This is a genomic window from Pontibacter lucknowensis, assembly GCF_900156415.1.
Taxonomy (GTDB): Bacteria; Bacteroidota; Bacteroidia; order Cytophagales; family Hymenobacteraceae; genus Pontibacter; species Pontibacter lucknowensis.
Map to the genome: position 1 here is coordinate 377308 of NZ_FTNM01000001.1, position 22552 is coordinate 399859.

Annotated in this window: 17 protein-coding genes and 1 tRNA gene; 11 read left to right on the forward strand and 7 right to left on the reverse strand. The window is 44.6% G+C overall.

Annotated features, from left to right (window positions below; translation table 11 throughout):
* Nucleotides 1-14 precede the first annotated feature (14 nt).
* From BW972_RS01650 to BW972_RS01660, 3 genes are all read left to right on the forward strand, one after another.
* Nucleotides 15-407 (forward strand): DUF5329 family protein, encoded by a 393-nt coding sequence (locus tag BW972_RS01650; protein WP_234986262.1) that lies wholly within the window; start codon nucleotides 15-17, stop codon nucleotides 405-407.
* Nucleotides 408-510: 103 nt separating this feature from the next.
* Entirely contained in the window at nucleotides 511-879 is a 369-nt protein-coding gene (locus tag BW972_RS01655) for a SpoIIAA family protein (protein ID WP_007656197.1), read from the forward strand.
* Nucleotides 880-1208: 329 nt separating this feature from the next.
* Nucleotides 1209-1925, forward strand: a complete 717-nt coding sequence (locus tag BW972_RS01660; RefSeq protein ID WP_007656195.1) for an OmpA family protein — start codon at nucleotides 1209-1211, stop codon at nucleotides 1923-1925.
* Nucleotides 1926-1996: 71 nt separating this feature from the next.
* On the opposite strand, the gene BW972_RS01665 is transcribed toward BW972_RS01660, so the two are convergent.
* Together BW972_RS01665 and BW972_RS01670 are read right to left on the reverse strand one after the other, a co-directional pair.
* On the reverse strand, nucleotides 1997-2521 hold the full coding sequence (locus BW972_RS01665; RefSeq protein WP_007656194.1) for a DUF6141 family protein: 525 nt from the start codon (nucleotides 2519-2521) through the stop codon (nucleotides 1997-1999).
* Between the two features lie 70 nt (nucleotides 2522-2591).
* Nucleotides 2592-3731, reverse strand: a complete 1140-nt coding sequence (locus BW972_RS01670; RefSeq protein WP_007656192.1) for a cystathionine gamma-synthase — start codon at nucleotides 3729-3731, stop codon at nucleotides 2592-2594.
* Nucleotides 3732-3915: 184 nt separating this feature from the next.
* Here BW972_RS01670 and BW972_RS01675 point away from each other — a divergent pair, with 184 nt between their 5' ends.
* On the forward strand, nucleotides 3916-4635 hold the full coding sequence (locus tag BW972_RS01675) for a TVP38/TMEM64 family protein (RefSeq protein WP_007656191.1): 720 nt from the start codon (nucleotides 3916-3918) through the stop codon (nucleotides 4633-4635).
* A gap of 67 nt (nucleotides 4636-4702) precedes the next feature.
* A tRNA-Arg gene (locus BW972_RS01680) sits at nucleotides 4703-4776 on the forward strand.
* Nucleotides 4777-4862: 86 nt separating this feature from the next.
* On the opposite strand, the gene BW972_RS01685 is transcribed toward BW972_RS01680, so the two are convergent.
* Nucleotides 4863-5624 (reverse strand): endonuclease NucS domain-containing protein, encoded by a 762-nt coding sequence (locus BW972_RS01685; protein WP_076420651.1) that lies wholly within the window; start codon nucleotides 5622-5624, stop codon nucleotides 4863-4865.
* Nucleotides 5625-5830: 206 nt separating this feature from the next.
* Between BW972_RS01685 and BW972_RS01690 the strand changes: the two genes are divergently transcribed.
* From BW972_RS01690 to BW972_RS19785, 3 genes are all read left to right on the forward strand, one after another.
* On the forward strand, nucleotides 5831-6670 hold the full coding sequence (locus tag BW972_RS01690; protein WP_076420652.1) for a hypothetical protein: 840 nt from the start codon (nucleotides 5831-5833) through the stop codon (nucleotides 6668-6670).
* An 86-nt stretch (nucleotides 6671-6756) separates the two neighbouring features.
* Nucleotides 6757-7098, forward strand: coding sequence for a helix-turn-helix domain-containing protein (locus BW972_RS01695; RefSeq protein ID WP_083674045.1), 342 nt, complete (start codon nucleotides 6757-6759; stop codon nucleotides 7096-7098).
* Nucleotides 7099-7366: 268 nt separating this feature from the next.
* A complete protein-coding gene (locus tag BW972_RS19785) occupies nucleotides 7367-8083 on the forward strand; it encodes a KilA-N domain-containing protein (RefSeq protein ID WP_076420654.1) in 717 nt (238 codons plus the stop codon).
* A 299-nt stretch (nucleotides 8084-8382) separates the two neighbouring features.
* On the opposite strand, the gene BW972_RS19790 is transcribed toward BW972_RS19785, so the two are convergent.
* Nucleotides 8383-8535, reverse strand: a complete 153-nt coding sequence (locus BW972_RS19790; protein WP_159439835.1) for a hypothetical protein — start codon at nucleotides 8533-8535, stop codon at nucleotides 8383-8385.
* A gap of 1166 nt (nucleotides 8536-9701) precedes the next feature.
* On the opposite strand from BW972_RS19790, the gene BW972_RS01715 reads away from it, so the two are divergent.
* The 3 genes from BW972_RS01715 (at nucleotide 9702) to BW972_RS01725 (ending at nucleotide 17623) form a co-directional block, all read left to right on the forward strand.
* A complete protein-coding gene (locus BW972_RS01715; protein WP_076420657.1) occupies nucleotides 9702-10154 on the forward strand; it encodes a DUF3293 domain-containing protein in 453 nt (150 codons plus the stop codon).
* A 140-nt stretch (nucleotides 10155-10294) separates the two neighbouring features.
* The gene (locus tag BW972_RS01720; RefSeq protein WP_076420659.1) at nucleotides 10295-10543 is read left to right on the forward strand and encodes a hypothetical protein; all 249 of its coding nucleotides are present in this window, start codon (nucleotides 10295-10297) and stop codon (nucleotides 10541-10543) included.
* 138 nt (nucleotides 10544-10681) lie between these two features.
* Nucleotides 10682-17623, forward strand: a complete 6942-nt coding sequence (locus tag BW972_RS01725) for an AAA domain-containing protein (protein ID WP_076420660.1) — start codon at nucleotides 10682-10684, stop codon at nucleotides 17621-17623.
* A 78-nt stretch (nucleotides 17624-17701) separates the two neighbouring features.
* On the opposite strand, the gene BW972_RS01730 is transcribed toward BW972_RS01725, so the two are convergent.
* From BW972_RS01730 to BW972_RS01740, 3 genes are read right to left on the reverse strand one after another with little or no spacing between them, the layout of a single operon-like run.
* Complete coding sequence (locus BW972_RS01730) at nucleotides 17702-18322, reverse strand: hypothetical protein (RefSeq protein ID WP_076420662.1); 621 nt, start codon at nucleotides 18320-18322, stop codon at nucleotides 17702-17704.
* The gene (locus tag BW972_RS01735; protein WP_076420664.1) at nucleotides 18315-19778 is read right to left on the reverse strand and encodes a PglZ domain-containing protein; all 1464 of its coding nucleotides are present in this window, start codon (nucleotides 19776-19778) and stop codon (nucleotides 18315-18317) included. The genes BW972_RS01730 and BW972_RS01735 overlap by 8 nt, the downstream gene beginning before the upstream one ends.
* Nucleotides 19771-22551 (reverse strand): helicase-related protein, encoded by a 2781-nt coding sequence (locus BW972_RS01740; RefSeq protein ID WP_076420666.1) that lies wholly within the window; start codon nucleotides 22549-22551, stop codon nucleotides 19771-19773. Before BW972_RS01740 ends, BW972_RS01735 begins: the two co-directional genes overlap by 8 nt.
* Nucleotide 22552: the final 1 nt, after the last annotated feature.

The following is a 22552-nucleotide window of genomic DNA, read 5'->3' on the forward strand; positions in this document are numbered from 1 at the left end:
GGAGTACAAAAACCATGCTCAGAATACTATTAATGGCAGTTGCCATCACCTTATCCCAAAGTGCACTGCAGCCGGCTGCTGCGCAAGATGCTTATGAACGCAATGGGACTTACGAAACCATGTCAGAGGATCAAAAAGTGCAGAAGCTGCTTGCGTATATCCGCAACCTCGAAGGTGCCACTTTTATACGCGACAACAGTGAATTTTCACCTGAAAAGGCTGCCGGGCATTTGTCTTCAAAATGGAAGAAGCATGCTTCAAGAGTAAAAACAGCTGAGGGATTCGTCACGGAACTGGCCTCACAATCTTCTTCAGGTACGCCTTACAGCATACGGTTCGCTGACGGCAGCACCAGTACAACCCGCGACGTACTGCTTCGTCAACTGCGCGACCTGCGTGTTGAGTAAGACCAGAACTGTACAAAAACAGGTATAAGTATAGTAAAAGCATAATACTATACTGGAACGCAGTCATCGCCGTTACGTATTTATGACGACAAACCTGATCCCAATGCTACAGTTACTTGAAGAGTCGCGAGACGAGTTGGTTGCTTTTCGTCTGGCAGGAAGTATAGACCGCCATGACTATGATGTGATGCTTCCGATACTGGAGGAAAAAATCAAGCAGTATGGTAAGATACGGGTATATGCTGAATTGCAGGATGCCGAGGAAATTTCCCTTCAGGCACTTTGGGAGGACCTGAAGTTTGATTTCCGCCACGCTGCTGATTTTAAGAAAGTCGCGCTGGTGGGCAACCGCAAGTGGCTGGACTGGCTCACCGTCATGGCAAGCCCTTTTACTACGGCAAAGGTAAAGCACTTTGAAGTACCCGACCGCGACAAGGCATTGGAGTGGGTGAAGGCGGACGAAGCGCAATAAGCAAAATTAAATAAAAAGAGAGGCAGCCAGAACGCTGGCTGCCTCTCTTTTTATACCTGTCCCTGCCTTGTGCTGAGGCTCATATCTTGTCCTATTCTGTATCCAAAGCCCTTCATCACTCTCTTCTGCGCACAAAAACCTCCCCGAAAAAATATTTATGAGCAAGCTGCTCAGAATATATAGATTTAGCACAATATTTGCTTTTAAACTGAAGCTGTCGAAGGGGGAAATTTAAGATCAGCTATACTTTAGAAGCGGCATTTTTCGTTTTGTCCCATAGTTGCCAGTAAAAATCAATTACAAACAACACAAACAACAATCAAACACACATGAAATCTAATTTCACAAAAGCATCTCTATCACTGCTACTATGCGGCGCCCTGATGTCTTCCTGCGTTTCCTCCAAAAAGTACGACGAGCTGAAAGCCAGCAAAGAGGCTTTGGAGCGCGAGCAGGCAGCCAGCCGTGACAAGGAAAAAGAACTGAGCAGCACGCTGCGAGAGCGTGAGCAGAAACTGGCCGAATTAGAGCGTGCCATGAATGACCAGAAAAAAGTGCTGGACAACCTGCGCAATGAAGTGAACGGTGCGCTTTCTGGTTTCAACCAGGGTGACCTGAGCGTGAACATCAAAGATGGCAAGGTATACGTTTCGATGTCTGACAAACTGCTTTTTGCTACAGGCAGCACCAAAGTGAACAACACCGGCAAACAGGCCCTGGATCAGCTGGTAGACGTGCTGAAGAAAAATCAGAGCGTAGGCGTGATGGTAGAAGGCCACACCGATGACGTGGAGGTAAGACCGGGCACAAAGGACATCGCCGACAACTGGGACCTGAGCGTACTGCGTGCCACAGAGATCACCCGCCTGATGGCGCAGCGTGGCCTGTCACCTGACCGCATCACGCCAGCCGGCCGTGCTTATTTCCAGCCGGTTGACACAGGCCGTTCCGCTACTGCAAAAGCCAAGAACCGCCGTACAGAGATCATCCTGACACCTGACTTTACTGAGATTTACAAGATACTGGGCATCCAGTCGATGAAGTAATCCCTATACCTTATAATCAGAAAAGGCCGCTACTCAATTTGATTATCGGCCTTTTTTATACCTCTACTTATCTACCCGGCTATACCTTTGCCTGAGGCCTTGCCCTGCTCTATGGCCTGGAATAGCTCCTTTGACCGCTGAGAGCCGATCAGGAGCGGCTGTGTATTGTAAAAGCGTAACAATATCCCTTCCCTGCCCGACGTGCTGTAGGCCTTACCCTTTGCTCCCCATCGGATTCCCCAGCCGCCGTATTCCCCAATCGGGTTATAGGTTACTCTCTCAAAGTCGCGCACGGTGTGCAAAGGTATACGGACAGGCTTCAGATGAAAAGGGCGGAAACGCACTTGTAGCATACCTGGCAACACTTCTGTCGTCAGGGTCATGTAATAGAAAAAGAAAGGGAGCCCGAAGCTGATCAGCGCCAGCATCAGACTCAGCTGTATATCCGTGACAGGCCTGTTGCCGAAGGCGCCACCCAGCACTACCTGGTAAACAAAGCCTGCCCAAAAGACAGCTGCTATACCTAGTATAAGTGCCCACAGCCAGAACTGCTTAAAACGCTGTTTTTCCCGGAACAAGATGCGTTGCTCTTCCATCTATACCTGATGCAAATAGCCGCCCCACGGGTGAGCGGAACGGCTATACCTGTCTGTTTCTGAATACTAATTAACCAATGGCCTGCTCCAGATCCGCCAGCAGATCTTCAATGTCCTCTATACCTACGCTCAGGCGAATCAGCGAGTCACTCAGGCCCGCTTTCAGCCGCTCAGCACTGGGTATGCTGGCATGGGTCATAGAGGCCGGGTGGCCACAGAGCGACTCCACGCCGCCCAGAGACTCTGCCAGCGAGAAGTACCTGAAGCGCTCCAGTGTAGCGATTGCATCTTCCATCCTGTCACCCTTCAGCGCAAACGAAACCATACCGCCATAGGATCGCATCTGCTCTTTGGCTATCTGGTGGCTCGGATGATCCGGCAAGCCAGGCCACAGCACTTTCTCCACCTTCGGGTGATTTATGAGATACTGCGCTACAGCACGGCCATTTTCGCAGTGGCGCTCCATGCGGATGTGCAGCGTCTTGATGCCGCGCAGTACCAGAAAGCAGTCCTGAGGGCCAGGCGTGCCGCCGCAGGCATTCTGGATGAAGGCCAGCTTCTCGTGCAGCTCGTCGTCCTTCACGATCACGGCACCCATCACTACGTCGGAGTGGCCCGCCATGTACTTGGTTAGCGAGTGCATCACAATGTCAGCCCCCAGGTCGAGTGGGTTCTGCAGGTATGGAGTCGCGAAGGTGTTGTCGGCCACCAGCAGCAGGTTGTGCTTTTTGGAGATGGCAGCGCAGCCTTTGATATCGATGATGTTGAGCAGCGGGTTGGTGGGCGTCTCTACCCAGATCATGCGGGTATTCTCGTTCACCAGCGCCTCTACCTTGCTCAGGTCGCTCATGTCAGTGAAGTGGAATTTGATGCCGTAGTTCTGAAATATTTTTGTGAAGATGCGGTAGCTGCCGCCATACAGGTCGTTGGTGGAGATCACCTCGTCACCCGGCTTCAGCATTTTGATAATGGCATCGATGGCAGCCATACCTGAAGCGAAGCAAAGGCCATGCTTGCCGTTCTCGAGCTCAGCCAGGGCATTTTGCAGAGCCGTCCGTGTCGGGTTGTGGGTGCGGGAGTACTCGTAGCCTTTATGGTCACCCGGCGACTTCTGCACGTAGGTAGAGGTCTGGTAAATGGGTGTCATGATAGCGCCCGTGCTTGGGTCCGGCTCCACACCGGCATGTATAGCTTTTGTTCCAAATTTCATAGGTTTATTTTTTGATAATGGCTTGTTGCAAGTTAGTAATTTTACCTTTCGGGAGTTGGATGGCGCCAGGAAGCTTCACGCTGCCTGGCACATATCTTTAAATTTTGTTGCCCGTACCGCTATCTACGTATACCTTCAGCAAATCCTTGCCTGAAAGGCTTTATCTTTGACCAAAACACCTGTTATGCCTAAACTGTCCATGCTGCGGACTTTTATACGGGAAAACGCGCCTTCGTTTATTTCCATGCTGTTGCTGGTCGTAGTTCCGCTAGTGGTGAGTTCATCAGCTGCCGTATACCTGTACCAGAATGAAACCCTGCTACAAGACCTGAGCTGGCCGCAGATGCTCCTCTACTTTGTCGTGATCTCCATTACCATGTCGCTCGCCCTGACCCCGACTACTTTTGTAGCACTGGTGAGCGGCTTCTACCTCGGTTGGCCTGGCTTTGCAGGTGTGGTGGTTTCGTATGGCATTGCTTCACTCATCGGCTATACCCTGGCCCGGCTCATCGACCACGGCAAAATGATGTCTTTTCTAAATCGATTTGAGAAAACGATGTACCTGATGCAGGAATTGCGCGACCAGAGTTGGAGCCTGATCTTTCTGACCCGTATATCGCCCGTGCTACCCTTTGCGCTTATGAATTTCGTACTCTCGCTGTTGCAGGTGGACAAGGTGAAATTTTTCCTGGCCAGTATGGTTGGCATGCTCCCGCGTACGCTTTTCTTCTTTTGGGTGGGCACACAGGCCAGCGACGTCATAAAATTATTGCAGGATCCTGGCAGCAACAAAGGCAGCCAGTTGCTTATGATATCCCTGATTATCATTTCGATAGGCGGGCTGTACTTCATTTTTGACCATGCCCTGAAGCGGGCGCTGCGGAAAGCGACGGCAAAAAATTGAGAAAAATTCGCTTTGGGGCTTGCATTGCAAGAAAAAAGGCCTTTACTTTGCATCACAATAACGGAATGGTCACGTAGCTCAACTGGATAGAGCATCTGACTACGAATCAGAAGGTTAGGGGTTCGACTCCCTTCGCGACCACTTGAAAATCAGCCACTTACAGGTAAAACTGCTAAGTGGCTTTTTTTATTTGCATACAATTTGCATACATTTTGCCTCTCTAGCTTTCAAACCTTCGTTAGCTCGAATTTCATCTCATACTCGTAAAGATCGACATTAGGAGCCATTGTGACTGCGTACTTGATCTTATCATCCATCTTGTGCGCCACGATTACCCCTTTCACCTCCTTACCATACGCAAGGTTAGCCTTCACCCACCCCATGTAACGAAGCAGTTGACCTAAGGCTCTGTCCACCCCTCTTGAAAGCTTTAGCTCAAACACCACGAAGTTACCCCTACTGTCAACGGTAAGTATATCAATTGGCCCTACAGCGGTTGGGTACTCCCTGCCGTCCCTGCCATTGTCATCTACATACAAGTCGAGCTTGTGCTGTTTAACGGTGTGTAGGTTCTTGATCAGGAAATCGCGAAGGTTGGCCTCAAGTGGGAAAAGGAAAGTGTCTGAAGTATCCTCACTTGTGTCATCCGTTTCTTCAGCTATAACCTGCCTTATAGCAAGGCCTCCGAATTCATTCTCATAAATCTCCCACAGGCCATGCTCCTCTGGATCATACTTCACTACTTGCCCTCTACCTGTAGAGTAAAGGACATCGTAGTTACTATCAGAGAGCCTTGGCTTCTTATTTTCTGGGTAGTGTATGCGTGAGGGCTGATTAACTGCTAACACGATCATTTGGGCATTGATCGTGTTGTCATTCACGTTGTCCCACTTGTTATGAATGTAACTCTTGATTTCTGCGTAGGTAGCCTTGCCACTCAAAGCATCAATCGCTTCGGCCACCATTTGCCATACTGTAGGTCTGTCCATCCTAAAGCTTGTTTTCTTCCATTCCCTATTATCAAGATAAGTAATATTTAAGGAAAGAATAGAAAAAACAAATTTATTAAAGTCTAGGTATATAGTAAGCTAATTATGTTTGATTGATTAACAGCAATATCGCATCACTTTACATTGTCTATTCCCAAACTTAGTTCATGACTAAGGCAAGCAATTCTAATAATTAGAAAGCAGCAATGGAAGCAATGAAAGATAGAATTAGTTTAAGAGATTTCTTAACGTTAGTAGAGGTAGGACTGCTTGATAGATTGGAAATTCTCGATTACATTGAAGAAGTCACTAACAACCATCAGCCCCATAGGCTTCAAATACTACTGGATGAGATAGATATTCACATCTCTATCCGCAGGGATGAGCTAGAGTGCGAATATCATGATAGAATCATTGCAGCGTTAGACCAATGCAGCCTGCAGGGTAAGGTACCTCCGCACAAGATAATTACCCTTCCCGGTGATGAACCGAAGAAGGTACTCGATAAGGACAAGCTTTTAAATGGAGCTATTTCAATAGCTCTCTACCCTTTGTATCAGCTCAAACGAGAAATCGAGTCTATTCGGTTTAAACACACGATCAATACAATAATGAGGCTAATCAAGCAGCATAATGCTCCTCAACAAGAGCAAACCCCACAGGCTGCCGCACTTCAACAGACATCTGCATTACAAGGGTTAGCTCCCTCCTCAATCGCAGAGTTTGATTTCTATTACCATCTAACAGAGGAAGGCAAACAGATATACCCCATTATAAAAGAGCTTTACTCGAAGGTAAGATTCAAAAAGGAGTATGCTATCATGCTTGTTGTGTTGAAGGAGCTAGGGTATTTAATGAACAAGCATTTTACCAATAAGGAGCAGCTAACTAGTGCCCTAAAGACTACCTTTGGAAATATCGGTAGCAGGCAAAACTTATTTAATTATATAGGGATATATGGCGAAGCTCCCGGACCGGATGAACGTGAAGAACTTAAACGCCACAAACAAAGACTACTCGATGCTATAAATAAGACGTCTCCATAATCATCTGCAAATAATACGCAAGTAAATCGCAAATACTACGGAGAAGCTCCTTTATACATTTGCACTGGAACAAATGATAGAGGCGTATGATGGAGAACCCTTTTGCTATTATTGAGAAGCGCATAGACCGCATCGAGTCAATCCTGCTCAACATTCAGGAACGACTGGACAAAACCGATAGTACTCAGTCAACTGGAGATTTCTTAACAGTAGATGAGGCTGCCGCATACCTCAACATATCAAAGTCAGCCATCTATGAAAAAACCAGCTCCAGATCAATACCTCACCTTAAAAAAGGCAAGCGGCTATACTTTGTCAAACAGGAACTGGCGGATTGGGTCAAAACTTCACGCCAGAGGACCATTGCTGAAATAGAGGCTGAACCAGCATCCATTATGGTTGTCAGCAAAAGCAGAAGGGCATCATGAGTTTAGCGGGTCAAGTACAGCTGAGTATTCCACCGAGAGGCCGTACTTAACCCATCCCTCAACCAGTACAAATTAACTCTGGCAGTCGAACGACACAAAACGATCATCCTGCACATTATAACAACTTCAATTAGGATTGATTAATAGAACAAATTTGAGAGGCGGAGGGAATTTGACTAACCCAGATAAGGTTTCATTAACCCTAATGGACTACAACTCTTCGCACGCTTCTCAACTAACTATTTGAATTTAAGAAAAGGAGGTTAGAATGAAGAAGTCTAAAATTTTTCAGTACGGTAGCAGTTCCATCACCTTTAGGCTAGATGGTGAGTTGATGGTGAATGCCACAGAAATGGCAAAGCCATTCCCCAAGAAAAGAGTGCATGACTTCATTAGGAGCAAACAAACTGCTGCCTACATAAATGAGCTTCAAAGCGAAACGGGAATTCCCGTTTTGGTTGTAAACCGCGGCGGCTCCAATTCTGGCACCTGGATGCATAAATTGCTAGCACTTAAATTTGCCGCTTGGTTATCGCCCAAATTCGAAGTTTGGGTTTATAAAAGGATAGAGGAAATTATTATAGATAATTCTCACTCGACTAGCTGGGACCTATCCAACTTATCTCCTGCCCTTACAAAGAAGGGGCCAATTTATAACGTGACTACGATTGGCAAAATGCTTTTTCCTAGCCTAAGCGGAGAGAAGCTAAATCAGTTCCTAAAAGAACAAGGAATCCAATATAGAACCGATCAGGGTGTTTGGCAGCTGACGGAGAAATTTCAAAACATGGGATTTGCTGAACTGGCCCCAGTAATTAGACCTGATAGGGATGGAGAAGAAAGAATTGTCAACTTCCACCTTAAATGGACAGAGAAAGGATGTAGGTTCATTATGGGCTTATACACTAAAGCAAACTCCGAGGCCACGCTCAGGAGCCTATCTACTCCTGAGCAAGAGGCTGGAGAATATACTATGGTGGCATAGTAACTTTCTTAAAGGTTAGGTCCTATGAGGCTTTCTGTATAAAAGCAGAAAGCCTTTTCTTTAAACGATAACCACATTAAATTGGCTCTTGAAAATGATAGGGAATCTAACAGAGAAAACTTCAGTCTAGGAATATATAATTTTGAACTGCCCAATCAAGACGATTTAAGTAAAATTTGTAACTTACACCCTAATCCTTTCTCAACTATCTCAAGCAAGGCTCCTAAAGTTAGCCGACCTCCGTCTCGCTCAGCCTTAGAGATGTACTCCCTACTCTTACCTATGGCTTCGCCGAGCTGCTACTGTGTGAGCTTACGAGCTTTACAAACAGCTCTGATTGCTGGCCCAACCTCTGATGCCTTGCCTACTTTATAAATCTCCTCCGTTTTACTAGCTAAACTTCCCTCATATGTGCCAGATAAGGAAATAAGTCCCTTCTTCTTTTTCTTCATGCTTAATAGTTATGGCGATACTTCTTAAAGCTTGATTAGCGACTAGGTAGAACCAGCTACTCTTGCCTAGATTAAACAAAATACCTTTTTCTCAGTTAAGCAGTCATCTGCGAATATAAATGGTAAATTATGAATGCAAAAGGCTAAAACACACATAAAACACTAACTCACAAATACATAAGAAACCAAACCATATTCTTGTGCTGTCAAAATTATGCTTCAGCAGTGGTACCAAGCTAGATCAAAGATGATGCGTGTTGAAGCTAAGCTGATGAAACTAATACATCGGAGTCGCACCACAAAACCAATCTATGGGAAGACACTTAGCTAAAGCTACCAAGACATCTAACTATTACCTAAAAGGCTTAACCTTGACACTTAACTCCTGCCTAGTTTCTCTAGAAAACCCTGCAGTATCAGCTGGCGAATCTTCTCGGCATCATGCCTAGTGATAAAGTTCAGCTGCTGGTCCATCGCCCTAGGTATCAGGCACTCAACCATCATGGAAGACTCTAACCTAGTAGTAGTGTGGCAGACAACAGCGTAATCCTCCCAGTTAAGCCGCTCAACTTACTCAAATATGGTGGGGAAGACTGTCACAAGGCACAGGATCAAGTGCTAATTGCTACCGCTCAGGTTGCTCTTGAGAGTCTTGTTGAGAGACCAAAGCATTACTTGCTCCATCAGTTCCTCGGTTCCCCTTACTTTTCCTCCAGCTCAGCGATCTCTCTGCCTCCTCTGTTTCATGAGCTCGGATAGGCAGAGGCGTATAGGCGTTCACACTATTCGCTATGACGTTAAAACCCTTAAGTTCCTTATCCATTGCAACCGTACCCTGATTGCCAACTATGTTTTGGGTACCATCTTCGACATCAATTACAAATCGAACTAACTTCCTATCCAACTAGCACTATTTGGGCAAAAAGGGTCAGCACGAGAATTCGTTCAGATCACTTACCAAAATGGTTTATACCTGAGCAAACATTTTAGCCGGAAGGATAGGACGCATTTTGAAGTGGCTTAAGTATGGTGTGACTCTTCATAGAGCTCATCGCTTTTATTCAATTATCATGATTATCTTTAATTTTATTTCTAGTATATTACCAACATAATATATTGATACATATTTTACTTAACCAGCGCCATCGATTTTTCCTTCTATACAAATGAGCCAAAATAACCAATTACCTATTAGCCTCTTAGCAGCTTATATGCAAACAGACTATAGCTTCACCAACGATTCCCAAGCAATCACCATCCGCTTAGATCAGAACAACCCAGACCTACTAGCTTATCTGCAGCAAGAGAGCATCACTTCATGGGCCTATATAACTGCCTGGAATCCTCTGTCCTTTCCTCAAACCGAAGAGTATAACCATTCACAACAGCAAATTTTGCGGGAGCAATTGAAGGACTATAAAGTATTCGAAGGGGAAGGCAAAGGCAGGGATGGAAAGTGGCCAGCAGAAGCAAGTTACTTTATAGCTGGAATCAGCAGAGACAAAGCTTGCGAAATTGGGCTGGATTTTGGTCAAACTGCTATATTAGTTAGTAGCGAAAGCTTAGAGCCGGAGTTGGTTATTCTTCATCCCCCTAGCGTTGAGAACAACAATTTCTGAACACCACAACATAAAATCAAAGCATGTTCGACATGTAAAATAACCCCCTTACTCTAAGGAGTATCTGGATGACTTTGTTAGCACAAAGTCATCCAGATACTCCAGATCATTGTTCAACTATATCATTATCCAATAATGCTATGGCAAAATACAATAAACAACATGAGGTCTCCATAGGTGATCCAGGAGATTGGCAATTATGTTTTCAATGGGGAACCTATATATATGATGATAACACTACACAAACTGGTTATCGATTTATCTGGCGGCGGCCGGATGGAAAGCTACAAGCTGCTAGAGGTCAGGCCAGAATTCCTGCAGCTGAGGACTTATTCCAACTCATAAAGTTGGCAACAACAGAGGGATGGTTTATAACAGCGGAAAAATAAAACAATTTATCTTTTACAAGAACGATGTAGTGCAAAAAGTATCCCAAGAGGCCTTAACTAAAATTGTAACGGTTACACTTCATATGTATTGGTAGATATAAATGCTACACTGGCTTAAAAACTCCATAAAACACACCTATGAATATTAAGAATATACGCCAATTCCGAAGCTTTTTGAAAACAGACATTAGGGAGCTTACACTTGATAATCGAGATGAGCATTTTGCAGGAGTTAGAACTGAAGTGGATGGGAGAAGCCAGTACGGTTTCTTTGACTTTTACCATGGCTATAAAGAGGGTGCCAACGGTAAAGGTATTAGAGGCTTTTTGGAGGGCTTTTTGGATATGGCAAAAGACGGTCAAGCTGTTTATGAGTTCATGCAGAACGCCGTAGATGCAGGCAGCTCCAAGTTCAGTCTTTTTTGGGGAAAAGATGAGGTAGATGGCCAGGACTATCTACTTGTTGCTAATAATGGAGAAGCTTTTACGATGGAAGCTGTGCTTTCAATTCTTAATGTAGGAGTTTCTACTAAATCTGAAGACAACTACACTATAGGCAAGTTTGGTATAGGCTTTAAACTGGCCCACCGATTAGTAGGGAAAGAAAATGGGCTTGATGAGTTAATTGACCACAATTATGGACCTATTCTATTTAGTTGGAAAAACGGAGAGGTCATGTCCCTACCCAGCTTGGCGGTGACTCCCGAAATCACCCCTGTAACGCAAGCATACAAAATATACTCTGAGAATGGGAACAAAAAGGCCGTTGTTGAAACAGATGAACCTTGGCTATTTAAAATATTAGTGACCAACTTCCCTTGCCAGCCCGAAAATGCTGTGCAGCCGGAGATCATCAGAGACACCAAATACATCGAACACCAGAACGTATTCAGTAAATCCGAGCTACAAACTATGGGACGATGGGTTGAAAAATACAAAGCATTCCTACAGGATGATTTTCAGGAAGGTTCCTTGTTCTTCATCCGACTAGGGAAAGGCAAACAGTCCTCTTTGGAGGAGGAAAACCTTGAGGAGGGTGTTCGCTTTTCCCTCGCGATATTGAACCGAATTGCGCAGCTGTCGTTAGGTCACCCAGGCCTAGAAGAGGTGAATCTGAACACCAGCCCCATCAAACCTGTGGACCTCCAGTTTGAATCCTTTGTACTGGAGAAGGGCTCGGAAGATTTCCGTAAAGTCCGGTTTGGTAAAACTCACGATCTTACTGAGAGTGAAGTAGACAAGGAAAATGCCGACAGTAATATTGAGATACTATTCGGCTATACCGACCACACCCTCTCCAGGAGGGTCTTCACAAATGCCCCAAATCTGTACCTCTTCTTTCCCCTTAGCGAGGAGAAACACCGCCTACGGTTTATCCTGCACTCAAATGCCTTTTATAAGTCCAGCTCTAGAACCTATTTGCAGAAAGGCAACTTAGGAGAGGAAGGCATAAACGAAAGGCTATTCCAAGTCTTTGCCAAGTGCCTCAAAGAAAAGATGCTCGAGTGGGCATCCGCCAAGGATATAGAGTCTAACAGCAAATTCTTAGAGGTATATGCTAATTTGCTGCTATCCAATGAGAGTGATAACCCAGAGAGAGTTTGGATTAACAAGCCACTGTGGGAGCCAATCTTAGCTTTCCTTCAAGGACACATACCTCTAAAATCAACATGGGGCAATGGTGTACGGCTCAGCCACATGGCTCAGTCCGTAAAAATCAAAGCGACAGCACTTTCTATTGAGCAAGAGGATTGGCTCATACAGACTATTGACTGGTTCCACTGGGATAGGAAGGGGAACGATGAGTTGAAGACTGAAGCGATTCTAAAGTTAGGGATTGAGGAGTACACCATCATTGATCTGCTTCATGTTCCAGGGATTTATGAGCGAATAAACCGCTGGCTCGATGGAAACGCCGCAAATTGTGAACTTCTCCTGCAAGAGGTAGAAACATGCCTGCTCTTGAACCCACAGACGGATGATACTTTTCTAGAGAACTTCAGCGCCTTACAGGTGTGGCAGTTTGAAGATGGCTACTTCACCATTAACCAATTAGCTGAAAGCGGAGTCTACAGGGAGCGAATTTTCCTTTCCGATAAAACGGATGCCCTAAAGCCTTTCCTTGAGAAAGCAGGATTTAAGTTGCCTACTAAATCCTTGTCACACTACAAGTTGATGTTTAACTTCATTCAGCTAAAACTACAGGCAAAAATCAAGTACATTCGCAACTATGCTATCCTGGTTGAGGTTTTAAGCGCACGTTTTGTCCACAGTACCTTTACTCCTGCCGAGAAACACGAAATCCTCAAATTACTAGCTAGCAATTTACGAGACAGTAAAGAAGATAGAATTGAAAAGCTGCGGGAATTAAAGCTCTACGCCAACCGCCTCGGAGAGGTGGTTGCCCTGAAAAACCTTTTAAAGGAAGCGGGATGGGAATGGTTAAGCGGATGGTGTGTACGCGAAGAGGAGTATGCCTCTGAGTTAGATGAGTACATCACTGTCTCCCGCGATAAGTTGTACGAGGATATTATCCTCTGCCACTGGGAAGCAATTATGACCCAAGCAGTAGCTGCTAAAGGTAACTACACTATCATATTTAGTGACGTCAAGGATTTATTCCAAGACACGCCAAAGGCTGCGACATTAAGTAGCAGAAGCATCCTGCGCCTCGGGCACCAGTTTTTGAAGGCTGAGGAGACAACCTTTTACTACAGCAAGACGCTACTTAGCTTTCTGGAAGGAGAATACAAGTCGTTAGAAACAGTGGCTGATAAACTAGGCTTTGGGCCTATTCCATCCTTTGAGCTACTCCCCTATTACCAAGAGAGTCCCTTTAAACTAGAGGAAAAGAACTTGGATGTCACAACGCCAGCGGAAGGTGTTTTCGTCACTGCAGATGAAGCTAAGGCCCTGATAAAACTTTGTGCGGCAGAAGATATCCTTCTTTTAAATAAAAACCTGCTAACGACAGTACCAACAGGTCAAGAACTTCTTTTAAGAGATAGACCAGAATCCTGCTTTCAAATCGCTACGCATGATGGGTCCCTAGTTTCCTATGTGCAAGAATACCATAAAGAGAACCTATTTCCTTTACCTGTTCAGTTGCTTTCAGTAGCAACGCCCATCACGCACGTTAAGGAAGACCACCTGATGCGAAAACTCGTTGACCTGTGTGACTATGAGGACACAGTTCAGCTGGCTGCTTTGCTTAACCTCTGTATTAACGGCAATAGTGATATTAAGACATACCTGCTTCAACATCTCCCCAAACTGTCTATTTCCCTAGATAAAAGGATTGATGTTACTTCCGCAGCGTTTCTGCTTGTAAAGCTTGTCCTTACATTAACAGAGGAGGAGCAGAAAAAAGAATGGTTGAAGAAGATCCTTGTGGTAGAACATGAAGGACAGGCCTATGACTTAGCTTCCCTCCACTTGACAGGAAATGACGAGGTGCTCTTCGAGCTGGAGAGCAAAGCGTTCAAGCTATCCCTTTCTTCTATTTTAATCAACGAAGACGCCAAATCTACACGCGCCATTAGCTTGCTTTCGGAAGAGTTGGCTGCTTTGGAGGTGGCTGAGAAGACTGCCTTGGATCGCTACTTCGGTTTAATGGGGCCAGTTGATAAAGATTATATTTTCACTACCCTGCACGTCTCCCTTGAAAACGGCCTCCTAAAAAATGCCTCACAACTAAGCTTCCTGCTGCTATACGCCAAGTGCTATCCAGCAAAACTAGCGTTGAGCTTCTACAAGGTGGAGACAAAGGCGGGGATAGTTTCCTTGGACAACATTGCATTATACGCTCCCGACAAGCCTCTCCCCTTCCTACCTAGTTCGGTAGCTTTACTGGATGCGTATGCTGGGGTGAGTTCTCTGTTAAAGCTGGAGGTGGACAAGCCTTTCCGCCTCGGCAGCGTACAAGTATTGGCTTCACCCTACCTGTCTGGTTCTGATTTTCATATCACTGGCATTGCCACTCTTGATTCGCTGCATGCGCAAGAACAGCTCTTCTTGTACCTGTATAAGCTCTGGAGACAACAAGACGAGTCCGCACATAACATCTACCTAACACAAAACAAGGTATGGGAAGAATTGATAGGCTTCAACCCTCTTCTTTCTGTTTTCGCCAAAGCTCATGTGCACCCTTCTGAAACCTTGCCTGCTCATGTACTTGCTTGGTTAGAAGTACAGGAGACCTCTGGAGGAAGAGACTTCTTGAAGGCCTTAGGCGTGTCTTTTGCGGGTGCTGACATTTTCAAAATACGTAAGTACCTAACAGGGGATACACCTGAGGAGCCAGCTAACCCTCATATCTCCCACGGCCAACTTATTCTTAATTCGCTTCAGCTCCTAGAGAGCAGTGGGACTGAATTAGCCTTTGGCGATCGAAGAGCTACCTTTCTAAAAAGCTTGTTTGGGAAACTACAAACCATTGACATGGCGCAACCTCTTCCGCTACCGGTTATTTCACCCCAAACAGCCAACACTTTTTCTATCAAAACGGTGAATAGTGCGTTTGCTTTAGAGGAAGCAAAGCTTCATAAGATAAGCGACATTCAATATCCATTACAGCAGTTGCCTATTGTCGCTGATGCTCCCATAGTGCCTCTTACCTTACTAGATGCTTCTTTTGCACTAAAGGTTGCTCAAAAGCACCATGCATTAGCTATCGATTTCGATAAAATTGATGAACAGACTGTGGCAGCGAGTACTGCTGAGTGGGAAAGAACTTTCTATACGCAGTGGAAAGAAAATTACCCTGGTCACGAAATTAGGGTATGTATAGGCGGTATTCCGAGGATCATGCAAGTAAATGGGCGAACCTGTCATCATTATGTGTCTGGTGATGTGGCGACCATCGTTGATAGCGGCATTATTTTAATTAATAGCGAATTGAATGACAAAGCTGTTATTAGGCTGATCGAACAACAACAGTATTTTGCACCCGATGCTCTCACAGCTTTGAAGCTGCTTTTTGAGCAATATGAGCATAATATACACAGCTACATCACGCAAATTCAATCAGATCCTAATCTTAAGGAAGAATGGAAAAAACTGCAGGAGAAAGCCAAAGAGGAAGCGAAAAAGAAACAGCTTGCTGAGGAGTTTGGCAAAGCTGAAAAGTACTCCATGGCCTGGTTTATGAACCTGCTTGACTTAATGGTTATGGCAGGGGGATCAGGAAACTCAAATGATCATGAAGGTAGAATTGTATTCAGTAAACTGGAGCCGACTTCTGCTGGGTTGAAAGTAATAAGCCTAAAAAGTCCATCAACAGCTATATCTCCTAATATTGAACTCTTTACGGACTTCAAAGCAACAATTACCTACCTAGATGAATCCCATATCCAGAGAAGTAAAAAAATTTCTATCAAGGGTGTTAGTCGCAAGGGTCAAAGTGTGTTGGCTTTACCTACTAGCGAACATGAGCTTGATGGTATTCAGCCAGCAAAGGTAATCAAGGTAGAAATGTCCTTTCAGAAGGTCATCGATTTACTGAACAGACTTACAAGAGCATTTAGAGAATTAGGATTTGAGAATAACTACAGCCTAAAGAAGGAGTTATCAGAAAATATCAATTTCATTTTTGGCCCTCCTGGAACGGGTAAAACCACAACTATTTCAAATCTTATACTTAATAAAATTCGGGGTGATGAGCCAAAACGAATTCTTGTTTTAACACCTACCAATAAGGCTGCAGACGTTATTGTAAACCGCTTAAGAGAACAATCTGCTGAGGATGATTATGTTTATAGTTGGCTAGCCCGATTTGGATTTACCACAAATACTGAATTGCTCGAAAGCGGCTTCGTATACGATGGCAACACATTCAACTATGGCTCATTTACTCGATGTGTAGTAGTTACCACCATTCAGAGATTCCCCTACGAGAAAGTAATCACAGGTACTAATGAGTTGGGAGATGAATGGACAAAATTGAGCGATCTTCCGTGGGACACCATAATTTTCGATGAAGCATCTATGATCATGCTTCCTGCTATTGTCTATCCTATGTTTAAACGGAAGTATAAGTATGATAATCAAGAAGCCCTGACTGAGTTTATAGTAGGTGGTGACCCTCTTCAGCTTCCTCCAATTTTTGATATTGCAGATGAGGAACTACCGGAAGAGCAGAAAGATGTCAAAGAAGAGAACATCTATACCATGGTTGGCTTAAAATCTTTCTCTGAAGATGATCAGAAGTTGATTCCTTTATATGGAGAGAACAATCAGATAAAGAACTTGTCTACACAATACAGAAGTATTGAGCCTATCGGTACACTCTTCAGCAAATTCAAGTACGGAGGTCTACTATCCCATGGCCGAGCCGAAGGGTTGGGAGGCAGCCCAATTCCGAGACCACTTCCTAAATACTTTCAGGACCTTGGTTTTAAACCTATAACAATTATTAGGTATCCTGTTAATACCTTCGATTCGCTTTATAACCCGCAAAAGCTTAACAATAGTCCGCTACAGCTATATTCTGCCTTCCTTGTTAACGAACTAATTAAGAGATTTAAGGCGGAAGCTAGGGATTCGGAACAGTGGGACCTTGGGGTTATCTGTCCTTACAGATCACAAGCTTCTCTTATTAATAAGATGGTAGAAAACCATACAGTACCTAATAACAACGTTTCTATCATAACTGATACAGTACATGGTTTCCAAGGCGATCAGAGTGATTTAGTGTTTGCTGTATTCAATCCAAGCTCTTCGAGAAGCCAGTATAGCTATTTCCTAAAGAAAGACTATATCTTGAATGTGGCTGTGAGCCGTGCAAAAGACTACTTAATATTATTACTACCTGATGAAAAAACGGAAGGAATTGAGCGTTTAAGCCTTATTCACCAAAACTATTCTGGCAGTATTCTGAACATTATCAAGTCTCTGCCAAGTGAAAGCATTGCAACCCTAAATGCTGGTGATTTAGAAGCAAAACTGATGAACGAGCAAGATTACTTCATTAAGAACAGCTTTACCAATGTACACGAATCTGTTAATATCTATGGGAGCCCTGTAATGGACTACATGGTGAGGCTAAGCGGCAACGCGATTGATGTTCATTATAAGAACTAAAGCACCTATTACCGCTTAAATAGGAAAACGCCTTTAGCTATATGTTAAAGGCGTTTTTTTTATTGTTCATAGGAAGGCTTATACCTCAACAAACCTAAAATAAGGATCCATCAACTGATAATCTTGAAGTTCATCTATTGATAAACTCTCTTTAAAAGACTCAATGTATAGCTGCTTGGATACTGGGAAAGTATAAGGCACGGGATCTAAGAACTCATATACCCCTAACTTTTTACGCTTGAAAAGACCTGCATCTAGGTACATAGGCACTATACTGTATATAGCGTTATCGGTAGCTCTGTTACTGCCGTAGATACTCGCTATACTTTTCCTGATGGACTCCGTGCTTATGACGTCTTGCGCCAGGAAGTATTTCCCAAAAGTGCGCAGCACATCATATGAGAAAGGGAAAGCAGTATTGAGAAGTGCAATTATAATAAGATTCCGGTCGCTCTTCTTACTCAGAGCAACCTGCAGTTCATCCCGGTTAGCAAGCAACCAATTGTTTAATGGATTACGCGTTATAATTTTATCTACAATTCTGGCAGCCTTCCTAAGCCTGTTCTCACCAGTGAACTCTAATCTTAGTTGCTCAATGATATAGTTACTTGTGTAGTTGCCGCTTAAATAAGTTTTTAAGGCAACTTCAAGTATGTGTAAAGGAATCCGTTGGTTTATATCTATCGTCTTCTTATCCATGGGTAATCTTTACGAAGGGGATCAGCACTTCCAGGATATGGCTGCCCCCGTGCGTAACAAGGCTTTCTTCGTTCGAAAAGCTTAATGTGTCTTTAAAATAAATGCCCTTACCATCGTAGGCAACGGAAGGTGCAATATCGGCATTTAGTTTAATAAAATCTTCTGCCAGCCATTGGTCAGAGTACCCTAAATGACGGGCGCTGCGGCTACCGGTTTTAGTAGTGCCTAATTTTTCTCTGTCTTTTAGAGAGCGCCAGCCTTGTGCCTGTATGTTGCCGTGGTCAGTGGTCAGGAAGAGGATGAACCCAAGCTCTAGCAACGTATTGATAGCATTACTGATTTTCTCTTTTGCAAGCCAGTTCTCTGTCAGGCTTTTCAGATCAACATAGTCGGAAGAGCTGTGCATTTTGTCATCCAGCTCCTTAAACACAAGTGCATACTTTGTTACCTTATCCAAGTCAATTGGCTCTACTGTATCATGACTATACCTGATAGAAGTCGGGCTAATTCCTTTTCTCTTCCAGAAGCTATGCCACAGATTTTCTTCATTCTTTGGTTTCTGCTCGTAGCTAGAAGTTGGAGCATCGCCTCGAAAGATAGCTTGTCTTGACAATTGGGTTATGGAGGGTATCCAGGAGTAAGTAACTCCCTCCTCCAACTTCAGACCATCTTCAAGGCTGTCGCGTAGCAACTGGTATTGCCAATAGGCCATACCATCGACCACAATGAGCGCAATTTTGTCTTTAGTGTGTTTGAATGATAAGTGCGGCAGGATTCTGGAAACTACCTGGGGCCGTTTAATTGGGCTGGAATTGAGCGATGACTTAAAAGAAACTGAAAGCTCTTCCTGAAATGATGTGTTTGCTTGGTTCACAACTAGCCATACTTGCTCAGCTTGGGCTGTACCTACTGTCTGTACTAGCGCATCAGACAACAGCTCAATTACCTGATACCAATCTATAGGTATAGTGCCCAGCAAAACTTCGGCTTTTTGCTTAAAAGCACCTAGGTCAAATGAATTAGCCGTAGCCCTAAGGGTAGCCAAATGGTTTTCTGTTTCCTGCTTGCTTAAGTTTGTTAATGGCTTGTTAGCAAAGAGTAGATTCAGGTCTGAAAGGCTACAACCAGAAATGAAGTTAAAGTTATATTCCGGGAAATAATCTGCTAAATGAAACACCCTGTACTCGCCTTCAGAAGCAATGTCTTCAAGTATGGCTTCCAGGCTGCTGATAAGGTATACAGTCTTATCTGCTTGCTGGTCTGTAGCTTTGTAGCGTAGTTCGAAATCTATGCGCAGGTCAATCCCTTGCTTATCACACAGCCTAATGCTATAGGCTTTCAGCGCCTTTTGTACTTCAGGCATTCGTAGAAAGCCATCAGGGTTACGAACTAATATTAGTCGCTTAGGTGAGGCGAGAAACTCTTCCGCAATATGGTTTACAAAAGCATTAGCCATCTATCCGGACACTTAAAAGGTGCTTCACGCCAGGTATAACCTTCTTGCTCGCTTTAAATTCTGCAAGCCACTTATCGTGCTCAGCCTGCAATCTTTTCAGCTTAGAGAAACGGATGTTCTCTATACCTATTTTGTTGATCCGGGAGGCCTGAAATTCGAAAGACTTTACACGTTTGGTTCTACGGGCTTCCATCATGGCACTCATGTCAGCTTCCAGGTTTTGGAAGGCATTGAAATGGTAGCTCCTCAGAACCTCTTTTTCCTGGGTTATCAGCGATTCTATACCTTCAGCGCTGCAAACATCGACCAGATCCAGCTGATGGTTTCCAGAAAGTATTCTATTCCAAATGTCGTTGGCGTATGCAGCATACATCTTGCCATTATCGGCTACAAAATAGCTATGATAAATCACTTTACGTTCGGCACTATTTTGAGCAGAAATCTGCCATATACTCCAGATACCAGGTGTTTCATCGTTATTGCGCGACCTCAGCACAGGTATACCATGGGTATAGTTATACTCATTTATGTCGCTGAGAATACGTCTGATGGTATCGTGCTGTAAGGTAAGGTGCTCTACGCCTGGTTCGCTCAGGGCTAGTTCCTGCTCAAAAGTCACACGCTGCTTAAGCCCATTAAGCTGTATATCATAGATACCTGCCAGGTTTCGCTCGACTTTACCGTTGTGGATGGCGCAATACTGTACCAACAAGTCTTCCAGCCAAACAGGTAGTGGGCTGTGCTTTACATCTGCGGCTTTCTTATACTCTATTTCGCTTTCCTGTACTTTGGGCAGTATACCTTCTGTGCTTTGGTAGTCTCTTAGCTTGCCCTTAATTTCATTAAGCCACTTATCACCAGCAAACTCAAACTTGGTTGGGTCAAGCAGGCTTTGTAAATATAGCTTGTTTACCTTTTTCAGGTCTATGGCAGAATCCAGCACGTCGGATGTTTTGTCTATACCTAACTGCTCTATGATGTTAGTAAGCTTCTCCTCTATGACTTCGTACACCCGCTGGTCTACGCTATTATCGGTGAGCATATTGTAGGCTTTCACCTTATGCTTTTGTCCGATACGGTCTACCCTGCCTATTCGCTGCTCTATCATCATAGGGTTCCAGGGCAGGTCGTAGTTGAAGATGATGTGGCAGAACTGCATATTGAGTGATTCGCCGGCAGCATCAGTGGCAATCAGTATCTGGGCCTGGTTGCGGAACTTGCCTAAAGCTGCTTTTCGCTCATCCAGCTCCTGACTACCATTAATGATAGCACACCTATACCCTCTTTCCTCCAGCAACTCTTTTAGCATCTTTTGGGTGGTGCGGAATTCAGTAAAGATGATTGTCTTCAGATCAGGATTGCTATACTCTTGCTGGAGCACTTTATACTTGCTGATGAAGGCTTCCGCTTTAGCATCTGTTTCCACCCTCAGGCACTCTTGCGCTTGCGCTATCAGTTGCTGTAATAAACTATCCTCATCTACTAATGCCCCAGCGCTGTTCGCATACACTCCTTCCAGATCAAAGGTATCTAACGGCTCATCAGCTGTTGCATCTGATTCGGATTGGTAATCTTCCAGCTCATCGTCTTCAGCATTTCGCAGCCTTTCCAGCCTTCCTTGCATAGCCGATAAAATGGCTGCCGTAGAGCTACTAACCAGCCGCTGAAACAGGATCATGATAAGACCTGTTGCCTGGTTATTGGTGCGTCTGGCTGTGTTAAAGCCTTTGATCACATAATCGGTAACGGCATTGTAAAGAGCTTTCTGCCTTCTGTGCCGTTCATCGTCCAGGTATACATCAAAGCGTTCGGTTTCCCTTTCGTTAAAGAGCTTGTTGCCTTCGTAGTCTACTGCCAACCTCTTCTCTGTTCTAATCACGTATGGCTCCAGTTCTGCTATTTCAGGCAGCTCTTCGCTTGCAAAAGCATCTGAGTCGAGCAGCTGTAGTATTCGTCTGAAGTGGTCTGACTTGCCCCGGTGTGGTGTTGCGGAAAGTAGAAGCGCATTAGGTACGGTATTGCAAAGCGCCTGGGCCAGCAAATAGCGGGAAACAAGCTGATTGGCTCCTCCCATCTTGTGTACCTCGTCTATTACCACCAGGTCGAAATTAGCATTCAGCACCGCTTCCATGCGGTACTTATTGTACTCGTCTATCCGCTCTTGTGGCCAGCCTTGTCTTCGTTCAAGCGGCTTTAGGGCATCGGTAGACACGATGATCTGGTTGTGTTGCTCCCAGAAGTTAAATTCCTGATCGGCGTTGATGTTGGAAAAGGTGCGGGCAAGGGATGTAATCAGCTCCGAATCGTAGATGTGGAACACTTCATTGAAGTGCTCTTTTAGCTCACTTTGCCACTGCAGCATGGCCGACTTAGGCACGATGACCAGAATGCGCTTAATATCGCCTCGCAGCTTAAGCTCTTTTAGGATAAGACCTGCCTCAATGGTCTTGCCCATACCTACCTCATCGGCTAACAAAAAGCGGTTTTGGGTAGACTGCATTACCTTCTCCAGCACCAGTATCTGGTGTGGCAATGGGATAAGACTGCTTTCGTAGGGGGCCAGTATGTTCTTCTTGGCTACCTCGTCTTTTATCTTAGCTGCAATGGCTATGAAACGAAGGTGTGCTAAAGAAAAATTGGAAGAGCTGTGTTCCAGCTCTTCCAATGCTACTTGTTTAAAATCGTTATTTTCCAGTATTCGTATCCAGGCAACCTGTTCGCCAAAAACCTCTTTGGTGCCGAGTACTTCAACAGCTTTTCCTTTATAAAGCATA

Coding starts and splice junctions, on each gene's coding strand:
- BW972_RS01735 (WP_076420664.1), bottom strand. CDS start 19,778: ATGGCTAATGCTTTTGTAAACCATATTGCGGAAGAGTTTCTCGCCTCA.
- BW972_RS01675 (WP_007656191.1), top strand. CDS start 3,916: ATGCCTAAACTGTCCATGCTGCGGACTTTTATACGGGAAAACGCGCCT.
- BW972_RS01720 (WP_076420659.1), top strand. CDS start 10,295: ATGGCAAAATACAATAAACAACATGAGGTCTCCATAGGTGATCCAGGA.
- BW972_RS01650 (WP_234986262.1), top strand. CDS start 15: ATGCTCAGAATACTATTAATGGCAGTTGCCATCACCTTATCCCAAAGT.
- BW972_RS01715 (WP_076420657.1), top strand. CDS start 9,702: ATGAGCCAAAATAACCAATTACCTATTAGCCTCTTAGCAGCTTATATG.
- BW972_RS01665 (WP_007656194.1), bottom strand. CDS start 2,521: ATGGAAGAGCAACGCATCTTGTTCCGGGAAAAACAGCGTTTTAAGCAG.
- BW972_RS19785 (WP_076420654.1), top strand. CDS start 7,367: ATGAAGAAGTCTAAAATTTTTCAGTACGGTAGCAGTTCCATCACCTTT.
- BW972_RS01660 (WP_007656195.1), top strand. CDS start 1,209: ATGAAATCTAATTTCACAAAAGCATCTCTATCACTGCTACTATGCGGC.
- BW972_RS01740 (WP_076420666.1), bottom strand. CDS start 22,551: ATGCTTTATAAAGGAAAAGCTGTTGAAGTACTCGGCACCAAAGAGGTT.
- BW972_RS01685 (WP_076420651.1), bottom strand. CDS start 5,624: ATGGACAGACCTACAGTATGGCAAATGGTGGCCGAAGCGATTGATGCT.
- BW972_RS01730 (WP_076420662.1), bottom strand. CDS start 18,322: ATGGATAAGAAGACGATAGATATAAACCAACGGATTCCTTTACACATA.
- BW972_RS19790 (WP_159439835.1), bottom strand. CDS start 8,535: ATGAAGAAAAAGAAGAAGGGACTTATTTCCTTATCTGGCACATATGAG.
- BW972_RS01690 (WP_076420652.1), top strand. CDS start 5,831: ATGGAAGCAATGAAAGATAGAATTAGTTTAAGAGATTTCTTAACGTTA.
- BW972_RS01670 (WP_007656192.1), bottom strand. CDS start 3,731: ATGAAATTTGGAACAAAAGCTATACATGCCGGTGTGGAGCCGGACCCA.
- BW972_RS01655 (WP_007656197.1), top strand. CDS start 511: ATGCTACAGTTACTTGAAGAGTCGCGAGACGAGTTGGTTGCTTTTCGT.
- BW972_RS01725 (WP_076420660.1), top strand. CDS start 10,682: ATGAATATTAAGAATATACGCCAATTCCGAAGCTTTTTGAAAACAGAC.
- BW972_RS01695 (WP_083674045.1), top strand. CDS start 6,757: ATGATGGAGAACCCTTTTGCTATTATTGAGAAGCGCATAGACCGCATC.